Genomic DNA, 14,037 nt, shown 5'->3' on the forward strand with positions numbered 1-14,037 from the left:
TCCGATTATTTTTCTCTACGCTTATGCATGCAGCAAAACAGAAATACGATAATTACCGCGTGTACTTGCTTTTTCATAGGCTTCTTGAATTCTGGATAATGGAATCTCTTCTTCTATTAAAGGACTTACATCAATTCGGCGCTCACTTAGCATTTTTGCTGCATTATTGAAATCCTCGAGGCTTGAGCCGTACGTACCAATAAGTTCACATTGCTTATAATGAATTTCATTGGAATCTACATTTAAATCCGGTGCTGGATAACCCGCTGCAAACAAAAGAACCTTCCCTTCATCATCTTTGATCATATTCAAAGCTTGCTCATTTGCAGAAGAAGTACCGACTGCAACAATCACGATATCTGCACCGCTGCCATTTGTTCGTTTTCTAACTTCCTCCACTGGATCAGTTTCACCAGCATCAATTAATTCTAAGTCCATTTGTTTAATCTTCTCTACTTTTTTGGGATTACGTTCCGAGACAATGACTCTTGCCCCCATTGCTTGAGCGACTGCTGCATTAAGCAATCCCATTGTACCGCCACCAATAACAACGACAGTGTCAAGTCCTGAGTTAATCCGCAGTTTTCGAATTCCTTTTAATACGGATGATAACGGTTCAACAAATCCTGCCTCAGAAGCAGATAAGTCATCACTAACTTTCATAACACTTTTGGATTTCCGGATAAAATAATTCGCAAAACCAAAAATCCCAAAATATTGATCAGAATAATTTTTCCCAAATTGTTTTATGCTTTTGCAAGAAGTGATGTCACCTTTCTTACACTTCTCACAATCCCCGCAGTAGTCATATAGCACACTGACCCGCTCTCCAACCTCTAAAGAGCTACTTACTTTTTCTCCCTTAGCGACAATTATCCCTGAGCATTCATGTCCACCAGCCATGGGGTATCCTTGATGTTCACGTTTCCCCTGCCATTGTTGATAATCGGTTGTACAAATATTACATGCTTCCTGCTTAATCAGCAGTTCATCATCTTTTAAATCAGGCAGCCTTCCTTCTCTTACTTCAGCTTTTCCGGCTTCTAGAAGAACTCCAAATCGAAATGAATCTGGCAGCATTTTAATCCTCCTTTCATCATCTTTTCTACAGTGTAAACGACATAAAGTAAGCAATAACAACTGCTAGTGGTCCAGTGATTACTCTGGAGAAAAGAATTGCTGGTGCTCCAACACTAATTGTTTCCGGCTTCGCTTCCCCCAGTGTTAAGCCAACCGGAATAAAGTCAGTTCCAACCTGTGCATTAATTGCAAATAATGCGGGAAGCGCAATGCTCATATCAATGTTACCGTTTGCAATTTCATTTCCAACTAATGTACCGATAATTGCACCGATAACAGCTCCTGGTGCAAGTAGTGGTGACAGGAATGGAAGCGCGGTTATAACACCTAAAATAATTAGCCCACCAATATTATTTGAAAGTGGTACAAATACATTTGCTAATATTTCTCCAATACCTGTATAGTTGATAATCCCGATTAACGTTGCAACGAACGCCATAAAGGGGATTATATTTTTAATGATTGTGTCGATGGTATCACGACCTGCTTGGTACATGATATTCATAAAGCTACCCGCACCCTTGGCTATCTTGTCAATGATTCCCATAACACCTTTATTACCCTCAATTTCATTGTTTGTACTGTTATCTTCTACTGGTTCAGCTGCAGCCGCTACAGTTTCTTTGTTTTTTTCAGCATTCTTTACTTCCGCTTCATCCAATTCTGTTTTTGGTACTGCAGCAACGGTTGTTTCACTATCAGCGAGCTCGACATCACCTACAGTTACACCAGAGACAAAAATATCTTCTGTCATAAATTTTGCAAGTGGTCCAGATGGACTCATTACTTTAACGTTAACAGTAGGTATTCTTAGTCTTGGATAAGTTCCGCACCGTGCTGTCCCACCACAATCAATAACCGCAACCAATGTTTGCTCTTTTGCTACTGGATTTTTAAATGAGTCAACTACCTCAGCACCTGCAAGTCTTGCAATCTCTCTTGCTACTGGATGGATTCCCCCTCCAGTAACACTGATGACATATTTTTTTTCATCGGTTGGTGTTAATTCTAATGGTCCACCCCAGCCATTTTTTCCTTTGGACACTATTACCGTCTTATGGTTAGCCATAAGATTTCCCCCTCTGCGTTTCTACTTTATTTCTCGTTAAGGATTCGTTCATAACCTTGTTTTTTAAACATATAGGCACTGATTCGTTCCGTTACAAGACCTCTCATTAAAATAACAAGTAAACCAGTTAATAAGAACATAAGACCTAATTGTGCTTGACTGCCGCCAGCGGTTGCATACCCTGTTGCGACTCCTAGCCAAATAAATAATTCAGCCGAGTTTGCATGTGGGAAAAGACCGGTAATTGGATGCACGAATGAAACCGCAGAATCATAGAATGCTGGTTTATATTTTTCTGGCATGAAACGTCCAACTGTATAACACATTGGGTTCGTAAAAAAGAATACAGCGATAAGTGGTACAAGGGTATAGCGTAATAAGGCATATTTGGTAATTTTTTGAAGGAATCGATTTATCTTCTCCTCACCAATCATTTTTGTTACCGCATTAACAGCTGTGATTAGCGTTACTAATAAAGGTATAATCCCCGTCATATAACCCATAAATACTTCTGCACCCGCCTGAAACATTCCAATAAAGCCATCAGCAATAGCGATCATAAAATCCATCTTAATTCCATCCTCTCTTATAACGTAATATAGAAGGAAATGCTCGTTTAGAGGTTGTTAACCCCGCACTATAAGGGCGTATCCACCTTATTTAACTTCAATTGAATCACCAATATTCAACTCTGGAAATTCACTAGGTGTTACTAAAACTGCCCCTGGTAAGATTTCTTCCGTTTCATCGTCTTTAAAATAAATCGAAACGTGACCAAGGCTTTCAAAATTTGGATTTGCTTCATCCCCGACTTTTTGTATCGTATATTCTTTATCACCAATCACAAGTGTTGTTCCTTCCTGCAGAGCATTTTTAGGTTGTTCTTCAAAACGGTGAATTACTGAGATATCTTTTAATTCAAGGGGAGCAGTTTCATTAAAAAGTACTAATAAGCTCTCCTCTTTAAAATCTGGTACTAGTGCTCCAATTTCCAGAACTTTCGTTTTCATCATGATTTTATCCTCCCTTTATGTGTTTGTTGACTTGTAACTTAATCATCTTCCTACACCAGGAACCCACTATTAATTTCACTTAGGCAGTAAAAAACTATTTAACACGAAACATATGATCCTGCAAAGCTCTTAATTTCCATACGGTTGTTGAAGGATCAAGTTCTACATCATCGTGTGTTAAAAATTGACCTTCTTTAATATCCCTTTTAGCAACAACATTACCACTAATTAGACCAATAGGAATGTGACCATTCACTTCCATATCTTGATGTGTTTCTAATACACCTCTAACAGAATAACCACCAATGCCATCTAGTGTTTCGCCCGCTTTAATATCTCGTTTTGCAACCGTTACAGTTTCTGAGATTGGAGCTCCAAGCGGATGAATAGAAGTATCATGATGTAAGACAGCCTTCGCAATTGTAACGGGTGTTTCTAAACTAGCTAAATGATATGGGCGATATAATGTATAATGGTTTCCATGACTTTTGTCTACTTTTAATAAATAGCGCAGTTCCTCATCAACAGGTTCTAGGTCACTTTTAACAATAACGAAAACCCCTGGTGCTAAACCGTTAACATATTCTACTACTCCTAAGCTGTTTAAAACGCCGCCATTTTCTTTCAAATCTAGTTTTTGTGCAACGTCATCTAGATTAGCATCGACGCCATGCATTCCTACTTTATCTGGCACTAAGCCGATTGCGTTACTTAATAAATTCATTTCAGCCATCGTTTTGGTTCCATCCTGGAATGCTGCTAGCATATGCGGACTCATGTTTTTAGCTTTTGCTTCTGCTGCGGCAGTATCTGGGTTAGCTGTCGTTTTTAATGCGTTATTTTTCCCTTTTCCAGCAACAACGACTTCCATTCCCATCGTTTTAGCAAATTCATATAATTCAACGATTGCAGCTGGCTCATCTCCAGCAGATCCTGAATAAACTAGTCCAGCAGATTGAAACAATGAATTCATATACGAACCTATTGTTATATCAACTTCTACATTTAATAAGACTAGATGTTTCCTAGAATTTAAAGCTTCCAGGGAAATATTTGCTCCAACTTCAGGTACTCCAGTAGCATCTACAATTACCTCCACATTGGATGACTGGATGACTTCTCGATAATCTGAAGATACCAATGTGTTTACTTTCTTATTTTCTTGAGACTGATAATAATCAACTGCCTTTTGAGCTCTTTCAACGTTTACATCCGAAACTCCACCGACGATCATTCCGGGAATGCGAGATATTTGGGTAATAAGTCCAAATCCCATTTGTCCCGCACCAATAACTCCTACTTTGATTGGGTTATTTTCTTGTTCTCTTAATTGAAGTTCATGATAAATTGACATTATAAATCCCCCTCAGAATCTTCTGAAATAAAAACGCATACTTAATAAACCTAGCTTTGATAATAAGTTCTTTCATAATTAACAATTGTTACATTACGTAAATAAAGTTTAATCTTGTAACATTTGTTACAATGTGTGTCATATGTTAGAATACGCTTTCATTATAGATTGGAAAAATTAGATTGTCAACTACAAAAATTGTCGGATTTTGCAGGAATTTATATTTTCATCGCAGGATAGCTTTATAAATGTAGGTTTAAAATAATAGGCGCCTGTTGTTAGTGGTTAAATTATTGCGATTTCAGATAGTTTTCCTGACACAAAAAGCCATCATTTATCTTAGATAAACGATAGCTATTATATCTAGAGCGTATATAGAATGGGGACACTCATAAAAACAACATTTCTAACAACCATGGGTCTAGAATATCAATCTACTTAATCTAAAAGTGTTTCCAATAAACGGTAACTCTCTAGTTTATTTCCATTTTCAATGTTTAATTTATCAAAATCTACATCTATTATTTTATTTCCTTTAATACCTACAGCTTTGCCAGTTTGCTTGTCCATTAATAATTCTATTGCTGCAATACCCAACCTGCTTGCAAGTACCCGATCAAAAGCCGATGGGTTTCCACCTCTTTGTAAAAATCCCAATGTAGATGTTCTTACAGAAATATTCAGCCTTTCTTCGATACCTTTTTGTAATTCCTGTATATCATGTAATTCTTCTGTTACGATAATCATATTGTTTCTTTTTCCATCATTTATTCTCATAGCTAATGTAGAACAGATTGAATCTAAATCCAATTTCCGCTCCGGTGTAGAAATGATCTCTCCCCCACCGGCTAAAGCTGAGAACAAAGCTAAGTCACCACAGTGTCTGCCCATCACCTCTACAATAGTTGTCTTATCATGAGAAAAGCTTGTGTCTTTAATCTTATGAATGCATTCTAGAATGGTATTTACAGTTGTATCAAAACCGATAGAATAATCTGTATAGACTATATCATTTTCAACTGTTGCAGGAATACCTATTACTTTTATACCTTGTTGTTGAATTTTCCTAGCCGCTTCAAAGGATTTATCATCTCCGATTATAACTAGAGCATTTATTCCGGATTTTTCCAATGTATCTTGTATTTTCATTTTCTCTGTTTCACTTAATTCCGTACTTCTTGATGTCTTTAAGATTGTACCGCCTGAATCAGTAATATTTTCCAAATCAGATGCAGTTAACGGATAAATAGATCCTTCTATCAACCCATTGTAACCATAATTAACTCCCATTACATCAATATTATGATAATTGGCCGCTTTAACGACTGCACTAATTGCAGTATTCATTCCAGGTGCATCTTCACCACTTGTTAATATCCCTATTTTCATCATTTGTAAACACATCCAAGTAATTTAATTGATTTCTGTTATTTATATATAATCAGATATTTTGTTTGTTGTCTATATAAATTAATCTAGCCCCTATGATATTCTATATGTTAATTACTCTCGCTATAACAGAAAATACTATACAAGATTCCTATAGGTACCCTGTATAGTAGTAATCCTTGATTTATTTCAACCAAAGATTCTTAAGAAGAAACCTTGATTGTGTTGTTAACCTTAAAAAAATACATTAACCTTTTATAGGTTACATATTATAAAATATTTTATTTTCCTATCGTAAATTCTTCAACATTTAATTCACTAGATACTTCCGTTTTTTCCGGGTTAAAAATCACTTTAACCGAGTCTATCTCTCTATTTATAACTTTCTGGAATGCTTCTGGGCCCTCTTCTAAAGATAACTTATGAGAAATCATTGGTTTCACATTAATTTGGCCAGTACTCATATAGTGAACAGTTGATGACCACTCTTTCCCAGGGAATGGTGCTGAGATTGCATTCCATGATCCATAAATGGTCAATTCATTACGAACAATTTTTTCAAAGTAGAAACGCTCAATGTTAATATCTGCATATGGAATTCCCATAAATACTACTTCTCCACCTTTTTTAGGTAAGGCAAATACTTGGGCAGATGTAATTGGTGAACCTGCAGATTCAACGGCTAAATCCACACCCCGACCATTTGTATACTCCATAATTTGCTCATGGGCGGGTTTTTCCAATGAATTGATTGCTACATCAGCACCAAGCTCTTTCGCAATTTGTAGTTTTTTGTCATCAATGTCAATTGCATATACTTTTTTCGCACCGAAAATTTTTGCCCATTGTACAGCTAGAAGTCCGATACTCCCAACACCCATTATAGCAACCTCTGCACCTGGCTGAATTTTAGTACGGTAAAATCCGTGTGCTACTACCGCAGAAGGTTCAACCAATGCAGCCGTATCATAATCAACATTATCTGGAAGGGGAACGATGTGGGTTGCAGGTAATTTTGTATATTCAGCATAAGCACCAGGGTGACGTGCACCAATTACACTAAGGTTTTCACAGCGTGCTGGTTCACCACTGAGGCAATATTCACATTCTCCACAAACAAATGCAGGGCATCCTGCGACACGATCACCAACTTTAATTCCTTTTACTCCTGGCCCAACCTCTGTTACTTCACCAGCAAACTCATGGCCAAACGTCATTCCCTCTACATATGGGCCGAGTTTTTTATATCTAGATGTATCGGATCCACATATTCCAACTGATTTTATTTTAATAATAACGTCGGTATCATTTTCGATTACTGGAATTGGTGTATTCTCTTCAAAACGAATATCTTGTACACCATAAAGATTTAACGCTCTCATCCCATTCACCTCAATATATCTAATAATTTGCAGACTCATTTTTTACTTCTTTTTTTTTGCTGAAAAACAGTTTGTATGCTGCGAATCCAACGATAATCGTGTTAAAAATTAATTGGTATTCAAAATAGAATTCACTTATCCCTCTTAGTGGGCCTAACATGAAGTCTAAAAGTGTATCTACCATACTAACCCTCATTTCTATGAAAAGTGATAAAGTGAAACTTCATTCAGTGGGATTCCCTTCCTCCCCACTGAATGTTAGTACCTCAAGGGTATGACCTAAAGGCCCTTGAACAGAATCGGGAATTTATGGGATGTTTCTCCCACAACCTTCACGTTTTAGTTTTCTCAAGCTTTGAGAAAAAATATTACAGTCCGTTAATGCGTGATAAAACGATTAAGTATTATACTTAACCGTTTAGCACGATATTTTTAATATGAAGCCTCTGAAACACCGCCACTGATAATTGCTACAGCACCACTTGCACCAATACGATTTGCACCAGCAGCGACAATGTTAACTGCATCTTCATACGTTTTAACTCCCCCAGCAGCTTTTACACCTATTTTGTCACCCGCTACGGAACGAAGTAATTTAACATCTTCAACTGTTGCTCCACCACCGTTAAAGCCAGTAGCTGTTTTTACAAAGTCAGCATCCGCTTCGATGATTATTTCCGTTACTTTCACTTTCTCTTCATCCGTTAATAATGCTGTTTCAATAATAACTTTGGTTGTTAATCCTTGAGATGCCTTAACAACTTCTGCAATATCATTTTTTACCACATCATATTCGCCTGACTTAAGAGCTCCCAAGTTAACTAACATATCGATTTCTTCAGCACCATTTTTAATTGCCTCTTTTGTTTCTTCCACTTTTACATGCGTTGTTGCACCACCAAGTGAGAATCCTATTGGTACTCCAACTTTAATATTGTGTGGAGATAACAGACTATGCGCGTACGATACATAAAATGGGTTCACAAAAACAGTTTTAAAGCCATATTCGATTGTTTCTTCACAGAATGCTTTAATATCCTCTTTACTTGCAGTTGGAGTTAATAATGTATAATCAATCATGTCAATTAGTTGTTGCTTATCCAATTTCATTCTCCCCCTCACCTTTGTTACAAGGTATAATGTAATTCAGACCTTTGCTGGAAGATTACTAGATTTTTAATCAATCCACAGGCGTTAACAAAACTTTAATTGCTTCTCCACTTTTAATCGCTTGATATGCTTCATCCCACTCGGTAATGTTAAACTCATGTGTTACTAAAGCCTTTGCATTTACTTTTCTATCATTCATTAATGCAAGTGATGGTTCCCAATCAGCTGATTTTTGGCTTCTGCTGCCCACAACCCGGATTTCTTTTTGAATAATTTTTTCAAGATCAAATTGAATTTCAGATTGTGCAAAAATACCTACTTGCGCATAATGACCTTTTTTGCGAAGAATATCCAGACCTTGTCTCGCAGCTGGTACAGCACCAGAGCATTCCAAGACTACATCAGCACCATAACCATTTGTTAACTTATGGACAAACTCTTTTAGATCTTCTTCTTGCGTATTAACGGTATAATCAATACCTACCTCAATTGCTTTATCCAGACGAACTTTATCATTTGTTAGTCCTGTAATGATTACCGTAGCACCACGACTTTTAGCTACCTGAGCCGCTAAAAGTCCAATTGGACCAGGTCCAATGACAACAACAAGATCTCCTGTATTAATTTCTGTTTTCTCAATTGCATGGTGTGTACATGCTAATGGTTCTGTCATTGCTGCTGACTGGTAGTCTACATTTTCCGGCAACTGATGGACACTTTCTTTACGGGCAACTAAATATTTGGCAAAACCACCATCTTGTTGTGAGCCTAGACCTTTTCTGTGGCTACAAAGGTTATAGTCACCTGAGTTACAGTATTCACATTCACCACAAATATAGAAAGTGGTTTCTGAAGTAACTCGATCACCTACTTTAAATTCCGTTACTCCTTCTCCAATCTCAACTACCTCACCAGAAAATTCATGGCCGAGTGTTACAGGTGTTGCAACCTTATAATGTCCTTCATACGTATGAATATCAGATCCACAGATACCCGCATATTTCACTTCAATTTTCACTTGATCTTTACCAGCTTGTGGTTCTTGTTTATCTTGAATTTCTAGGTTACCAAATCCGAGTTCTGTTTTTACTAATGCTTTCACTATGAATTCCTCCTGTTGCTTTTGTTTAACTCGATCAATTAATTAGTTGTATATAGCCTTTTGGTGAAAGGTTTCACAATCAAACACTTCATAACTTTAGAAAAAATGAATCTTTCTAGTTAAAAATCTCAAAGACTCTCCAGATAATCCAGTTTACTAAGTTACCACCTTGGTCGATACTTGAAACCATTGCTGAGCCTTCAGGTAAATTAATGCTTGCAGTTGAAGCCATGTCAGAGAAAAGCGGCGCAATATCTGTCGCCATATAAAGTGAAAGTGCAATCATAACCGAACCAACAATAACCGAGTGGATAATGTTCCCTCTAGCTGCACCTACTACGAATGCAACAACAAATGGAATTGTAGCTAAGTCACCAAATGGCAGTACAGCATTACCAGGTAATACAACTGCAATTAAAACTGTAATTGGTGTTAAAATAAGAGCGGTTGCGATTACAGATGGATGTCCTAACAGTACTGCTGCATCCAGCCCGATATTAATTTCTCGATCACCAAAACGTTTATTTAACCATTCACGTGCTGATTCTGAAACAGGCATTAACCCTTCCATCAAAATCTTAACCATACGTGGCATAAGGACCATTACAGCAGCCATTGATATACCAATGTTAATAACATCACCAACACTGTACCCTGCTAATGCTCCAATTGCTGCACCTAAAATCAGACCAATTACCATGGAATCTCCAAAGATACCAAAACGTTTTTGAATGGAATCTGGATCAGCATGTAAATTTTTCAATCCAGGGATTTTTTGTACTAATTTTACTAAATAAATAAAAGGTGCATAGGAAATTGTACTTCCTGTTGCAACGGAAACACCTGGCAATTCATAAAAATCACTAACCATTGGTTGTGTCCAGTCTGCAACTTTAAGACAAACAATTTGGAATATAACTGCTGCAATTAAACCTTGTACAATACTACCTGATACTGTATACACAACTGCTGCCATAAATGTATAATGCCAGTAGTTCCAAATATCAACATTCATTGTTTTCGTTGTCTTCGTTAAGAGCATAATAACGTTTACAACTAATCCCAGTGGAATAATAAATGCCGCTACAACAGATGCCCATGCAATTGATGATGTCGCCGGCCATCCTACATCAATAACATTTAAATCTACTCCTAAACGCTCAACCATCCCTTGTGCTGCTGGGCCTAAGTTTAGCGTTAACAAATCAATAACTAAGAAAATACCAACAAAAGCAACCCCGATTGTTAAACCTGAACGAATCGCTTTGCCGAGCTTCTGACCAAACACAAGACCTAAAATCATGATTGCTACTGGAAGAATAACAGTCGCGCCTAAACCTAAAAAACCTTGAATAAAATCTACGAATGCTTGCATTATGATACCCCCTAACAAATTCAACATAAATCTCGATATCACATTAAGAGCTTATCGAGATTTATGTTTTGCTGCTTATTTTTGAAGTTCTTCTAAAATTTGTTTTTTTGTATCTTCAACACCAATACCAGTTAAAAATGTACGTGCATTAATTACTGGGAATGGGTATTCTGTTTTCGTCATTGCAGTTGTAACTAATAGATCAGCTGTATCTACGTAAGCACCAACTTCAGCAATTTTGATTTGTTTTAAGTCAACTTTAATGTTGTTTTCTTTCGCTAATTCTTCAATTGCACTGTTTACAACTGTTGATGTTGCAATACCTGCTCCACATGCTACTAATACTGTTTTCGCCATTATCTCTCACCTCCTTCAAGTGCTACAAAATCTAGCTTTTCCTCCAAAAGACTTTTAACCTTTGTTTTGTCTTTTTGGTTTACTAGGTACTTCAATGTATCCTCTTCTTGAAAAACTTGCATTAACTTTTGGAGTAAAGAAAGCTGTGAATGCGCTTCATCCATTGCTAACATAAAAACTAGTTGTACAGGTGTAGTCTCACTATCGTCGCCCATAATCACAAAATCAACTGGGTTCTTTAGAACGGCGACACTAATCGTCTTTTTATTTACATGTTCCACATCTGTATGTGGTATCGCTACAGATACTCCTGCTGTTGGAAGCCCTGTTGCAAACTCACCTTCTCGTTTAATAATCGCAGGAACAAAGCTTTCTTTCACTAAACCTCTTTCCACTAGATTATTGCCAATTGTTGCTAATACCTCTTCTTTATTATCGCCTTCCACATCCAGTAGAATGACAGATTCATTGAAAAATAACTCACTCATTCTTTGCACTCCTATTCTTTTGCTTCTGTCTTACAAACTTCTGTCAGAACTATAAAATTTTATAATTTCATGAACCTCTTCAATAGAACTCGCATTGATTATTTTGTTTGTATCTTCTTCAGATCCTGCCAAATTCATTAATTGCATTAAAGCATGTATATGTTGCTTTTTATCCACTGCGGCAATAACGAAAATTAGATTAATCTTATAATCCTGGCTGTACTGAACACCATCTTTTAAACGTAATAAAGTCATACCAACCTCATTAACACCGTCTTCTGGAGCAGCGTGTGGGATTGCTATATTTGTACCTATTACGATGTACGGATCATCATTCGAGTGGTGAATCATCGCGTGCACATACTCTGGAAGTATTTTGCCTTTTTTAATTAATGGATCGGCACTTATACGTATCGCCTCTTCCCATGAATCAACTGAATCTCTTAACGTGATATTCTCTGGCACAATTAATTCATCCAAATCGATTTCCCGTTGTGCAGCATTCTGCCTTACCACTGCTGAATCATCGTCACGATTAAAATATTGCTCTAAATCTTCTATTAAAGCCTTTTCATTATTAATTGCAGTATGCTTCTTAATAATATCTACAATATGATAAACATTAATATCATTTGGAATATACCCATGAATCGCAAGCATCACTTGCTTTCTTAAACGATAACGTTCATCTTGCCCAAGAAATACTTTTGAGATAAATAACTTTTTCTCTGTTTCTAATTGGGTTGGTGAAAATACAATATCGTAATCTAACTTATAATCGAGAAATTCTCGTACGGACAAGGAATCCAAAAAAACAAATTCTGGAAATAATTCTTTCAGCTCATTAAACATTAATTTTGAAACCGATACACCTTGCGGACAAACCACAACTGCTTTTATTTTTTCTTCAATACTTTCACCTTGTCTGTTCATCCACCCACCAATAAGCATCGTAACATAAGTGGTTTCGCTTTCAGGAATGTCATCACCGATCAGCTCTGCAAGCGGTCCAATGGAACGCTTTACAAGATGATGCAATTCCTTAAACTCCTTGCTCAAAGACCCTTGAAAATTAATTGTATCTGTAAGATGATATTTTATTCGGTAATATGCAGGCTGAAGATGCTGTAAAAGCTTGTCTAATAACTGATTACGCTCCTGCAAATAAATACAAGCACTCTTCTCAAATTGTCTGAGCATATCGTTAATAGCTGGAACTAGATTTGGAATTGCTTCCTCATTAATGTATTCAGACCAATAAACATTTGTCGTCAAAAGATGCAATGTGATAAATAAGCGCTCTGTTACTGGGATTTCATTAAAATCATATAAAATTTCCTCAGTAGCCTGATACTCTTTCGTATCCGATAACTCCTCATAGCGAATGGAAAACGATTTTATCTCACAGCCTTTTTGTATCCTTCTTAATATTAGAATCAAAATGTATGGCATCGTTACCAATTTTTCGTCGGTAAATTTTAAGTTTAACTTATTCTCCACTTTCTCAATACGCCTTTTAAATTCATCTAACAAATCATTTTGAATGCCAGATAAATCCTCTAATCTATTTTTCCCATTACTCATTTGCAGTACTTGATGTGTAATATGGATGAGTAGTTTACGGACTTGAAACTCATTACCCTCAATCAAATATCCATGTTTCCTTGAATACCGAATTGTCAAATCGTATTCATCTAAGAATACTTGAGCTTGTTTCATGTCATTTAGAATCGTATTCTTGCTAACTTCCAGCTCGATTGTAAAATGATTTAATGACAGCTCTTCTTCGGAGCTTAGCAACATCAAAATAATTAATTGAACACGTTGCTCTTCCGTAAATATCGCTGAAGCCACAGCACCTTCATAACTACTATTAAGCTTTGAAAAAACAGCCTGATCAATCACAAATTGACCTTTCCTGGTTCTTTCTATTGTTGGAAGACTATTTATTTTTAACCATTCGTTAATCTTCGTGAAGCTATAGCCAAGCTGTCTTCTTGTTAATAAATGTTTCTCTTCTAATGTCATACTTGTAATACTTGGATTACTCATCAAATCATTTAAGACCCTTTTGTCGCGATCGCTCAGTACCACTCGTAATCCTCCTTTAGCTTTATATTACCATCTATTATACATAAATTGAATTCGTTTTCATCCCAAAAAACAGAACATTTAATGTACAACGTTGTGTTTTACACAGAAAATACAAATTTGTACATATATTATTCACAATTACGTACAATAAAATGCTTGTTTTTGAAAACGGTTCATTATACGATAGTTATGTGAAACATATAACATTTATAAATTAAAGGAGC

At 36.5% G+C, this 14,037-nt stretch carries 14 protein-coding genes; all 14 read right to left on the reverse strand.

The features are described 5' to 3' along the window. Window positions 1-21: 21 nt before the first annotated feature. Window positions 22-1,080, reverse strand: a complete 1,059-nt coding sequence (locus MHH64_RS20680; protein WP_340002380.1) for a zinc-binding dehydrogenase — start codon at window positions 1,078-1,080, stop codon at window positions 22-24. A gap of 25 nt (window positions 1,081-1,105) precedes the next feature. Then, window positions 1,106-2,149, reverse strand: coding sequence for a PTS glucitol/sorbitol transporter subunit IIB (locus MHH64_RS20685; RefSeq protein WP_303449876.1), 1,044 nt, complete (start codon window positions 2,147-2,149; stop codon window positions 1,106-1,108). A gap of 26 nt (window positions 2,150-2,175) precedes the next feature. Further along, complete coding sequence (locus MHH64_RS20690) at window positions 2,176-2,718, reverse strand: PTS glucitol/sorbitol transporter subunit IIC (RefSeq protein WP_095308023.1); 543 nt, start codon at window positions 2,716-2,718, stop codon at window positions 2,176-2,178. Between the two features lie 87 nt (window positions 2,719-2,805). Continuing rightward, on the reverse strand, window positions 2,806-3,162 hold the full coding sequence (locus MHH64_RS20695; RefSeq protein ID WP_095308021.1) for a PTS glucitol/sorbitol transporter subunit IIA: 357 nt from the start codon (window positions 3,160-3,162) through the stop codon (window positions 2,806-2,808). Between the two features lie 94 nt (window positions 3,163-3,256). Further along, on the reverse strand, window positions 3,257-4,516 hold the full coding sequence (locus MHH64_RS20700; RefSeq protein WP_095308020.1) for an SAF domain-containing protein: 1,260 nt from the start codon (window positions 4,514-4,516) through the stop codon (window positions 3,257-3,259). 438 nt (window positions 4,517-4,954) lie between these two features. Continuing rightward, a complete protein-coding gene (locus tag MHH64_RS20705) occupies window positions 4,955-5,908 on the reverse strand; it encodes an ATP-dependent 6-phosphofructokinase (protein ID WP_340002381.1) in 954 nt (317 codons plus the stop codon). A 278-nt stretch (window positions 5,909-6,186) separates the two neighbouring features. Further along, window positions 6,187-7,287 (reverse strand): galactitol-1-phosphate 5-dehydrogenase, encoded by a 1,101-nt coding sequence (locus MHH64_RS20710; RefSeq protein ID WP_095308121.1) that lies wholly within the window; start codon window positions 7,285-7,287, stop codon window positions 6,187-6,189. 19 nt (window positions 7,288-7,306) lie between these two features. After that, window positions 7,307-7,471 (reverse strand): hypothetical protein, encoded by a 165-nt coding sequence (locus tag MHH64_RS20715; protein ID WP_168927271.1) that lies wholly within the window; start codon window positions 7,469-7,471, stop codon window positions 7,307-7,309. A 248-nt stretch (window positions 7,472-7,719) separates the two neighbouring features. Then, window positions 7,720-8,391, reverse strand: a complete 672-nt coding sequence (deoC, locus tag MHH64_RS20720; RefSeq protein WP_303449884.1) for a deoxyribose-phosphate aldolase — start codon at window positions 8,389-8,391, stop codon at window positions 7,720-7,722. Between the two features lie 76 nt (window positions 8,392-8,467). Continuing rightward, window positions 8,468-9,499 (reverse strand): zinc-binding dehydrogenase, encoded by a 1,032-nt coding sequence (locus MHH64_RS20725; protein ID WP_251661460.1) that lies wholly within the window; start codon window positions 9,497-9,499, stop codon window positions 8,468-8,470. 115 nt (window positions 9,500-9,614) lie between these two features. Beyond that, the gene (locus MHH64_RS20730; protein WP_118888571.1) at window positions 9,615-10,874 is read right to left on the reverse strand and encodes a PTS galactitol transporter subunit IIC; all 1,260 of its coding nucleotides are present in this window, start codon (window positions 10,872-10,874) and stop codon (window positions 9,615-9,617) included. Between the two features lie 75 nt (window positions 10,875-10,949). Next, the gene (locus tag MHH64_RS20735; RefSeq protein ID WP_095308012.1) at window positions 10,950-11,231 is read right to left on the reverse strand and encodes a PTS sugar transporter subunit IIB; all 282 of its coding nucleotides are present in this window, start codon (window positions 11,229-11,231) and stop codon (window positions 10,950-10,952) included. Further along, entirely contained in the window at window positions 11,231-11,719 is a 489-nt protein-coding gene (locus MHH64_RS20740) for a PTS sugar transporter subunit IIA (RefSeq protein WP_095308010.1), read from the reverse strand. The genes MHH64_RS20735 and MHH64_RS20740 overlap by 1 nt, the downstream gene beginning before the upstream one ends. A 30-nt stretch (window positions 11,720-11,749) precedes the next feature. Then, window positions 11,750-13,813 carry a BglG family transcription antiterminator gene (locus MHH64_RS20745; RefSeq protein ID WP_340002382.1) on the reverse strand — a complete coding sequence of 688 codons (2,064 nt, stop codon included), beginning with the start codon at window positions 13,811-13,813 and terminating at the stop codon, window positions 11,750-11,752. Window positions 13,814-14,037 lie beyond the last annotated feature (224 nt).

Origin of the sequence: Oceanobacillus sp. FSL K6-0127 (genome assembly GCF_037983385.1) — a bacterium.
Lineage (GTDB): Bacteria > Bacillota > Bacilli > Bacillales > Amphibacillaceae > Oceanobacillus > Oceanobacillus profundus.

Coding starts and splice junctions, on each gene's coding strand:
- MHH64_RS20680 (WP_340002380.1), bottom strand. CDS start 1,080: ATGCTGCCAGATTCATTTCGATTTGGAGTTCTTCTAGAAGCCGGAAAA.
- MHH64_RS20685 (WP_303449876.1), bottom strand. CDS start 2,149: ATGGCTAACCATAAGACGGTAATAGTGTCCAAAGGAAAAAATGGCTGG.
- MHH64_RS20690 (WP_095308023.1), bottom strand. CDS start 2,718: ATGGATTTTATGATCGCTATTGCTGATGGCTTTATTGGAATGTTTCAG.
- MHH64_RS20695 (WP_095308021.1), bottom strand. CDS start 3,162: ATGATGAAAACGAAAGTTCTGGAAATTGGAGCACTAGTACCAGATTTT.
- MHH64_RS20700 (WP_095308020.1), bottom strand. CDS start 4,516: ATGTCAATTTATCATGAACTTCAATTAAGAGAACAAGAAAATAACCCA.
- MHH64_RS20705 (WP_340002381.1), bottom strand. CDS start 5,908: ATGATGAAAATAGGGATATTAACAAGTGGTGAAGATGCACCTGGAATG.
- MHH64_RS20710 (WP_095308121.1), bottom strand. CDS start 7,287: ATGAGAGCGTTAAATCTTTATGGTGTACAAGATATTCGTTTTGAAGAG.
- MHH64_RS20715 (WP_168927271.1), bottom strand. CDS start 7,471: ATGGTAGATACACTTTTAGACTTCATGTTAGGCCCACTAAGAGGGATA.
- MHH64_RS20730 (WP_118888571.1), bottom strand. CDS start 10,874: ATGCAAGCATTCGTAGATTTTATTCAAGGTTTTTTAGGTTTAGGCGCG.
- MHH64_RS20735 (WP_095308012.1), bottom strand. CDS start 11,231: ATGGCGAAAACAGTATTAGTAGCATGTGGAGCAGGTATTGCAACATCA.
- MHH64_RS20740 (WP_095308010.1), bottom strand. CDS start 11,719: ATGAGTGAGTTATTTTTCAATGAATCTGTCATTCTACTGGATGTGGAA.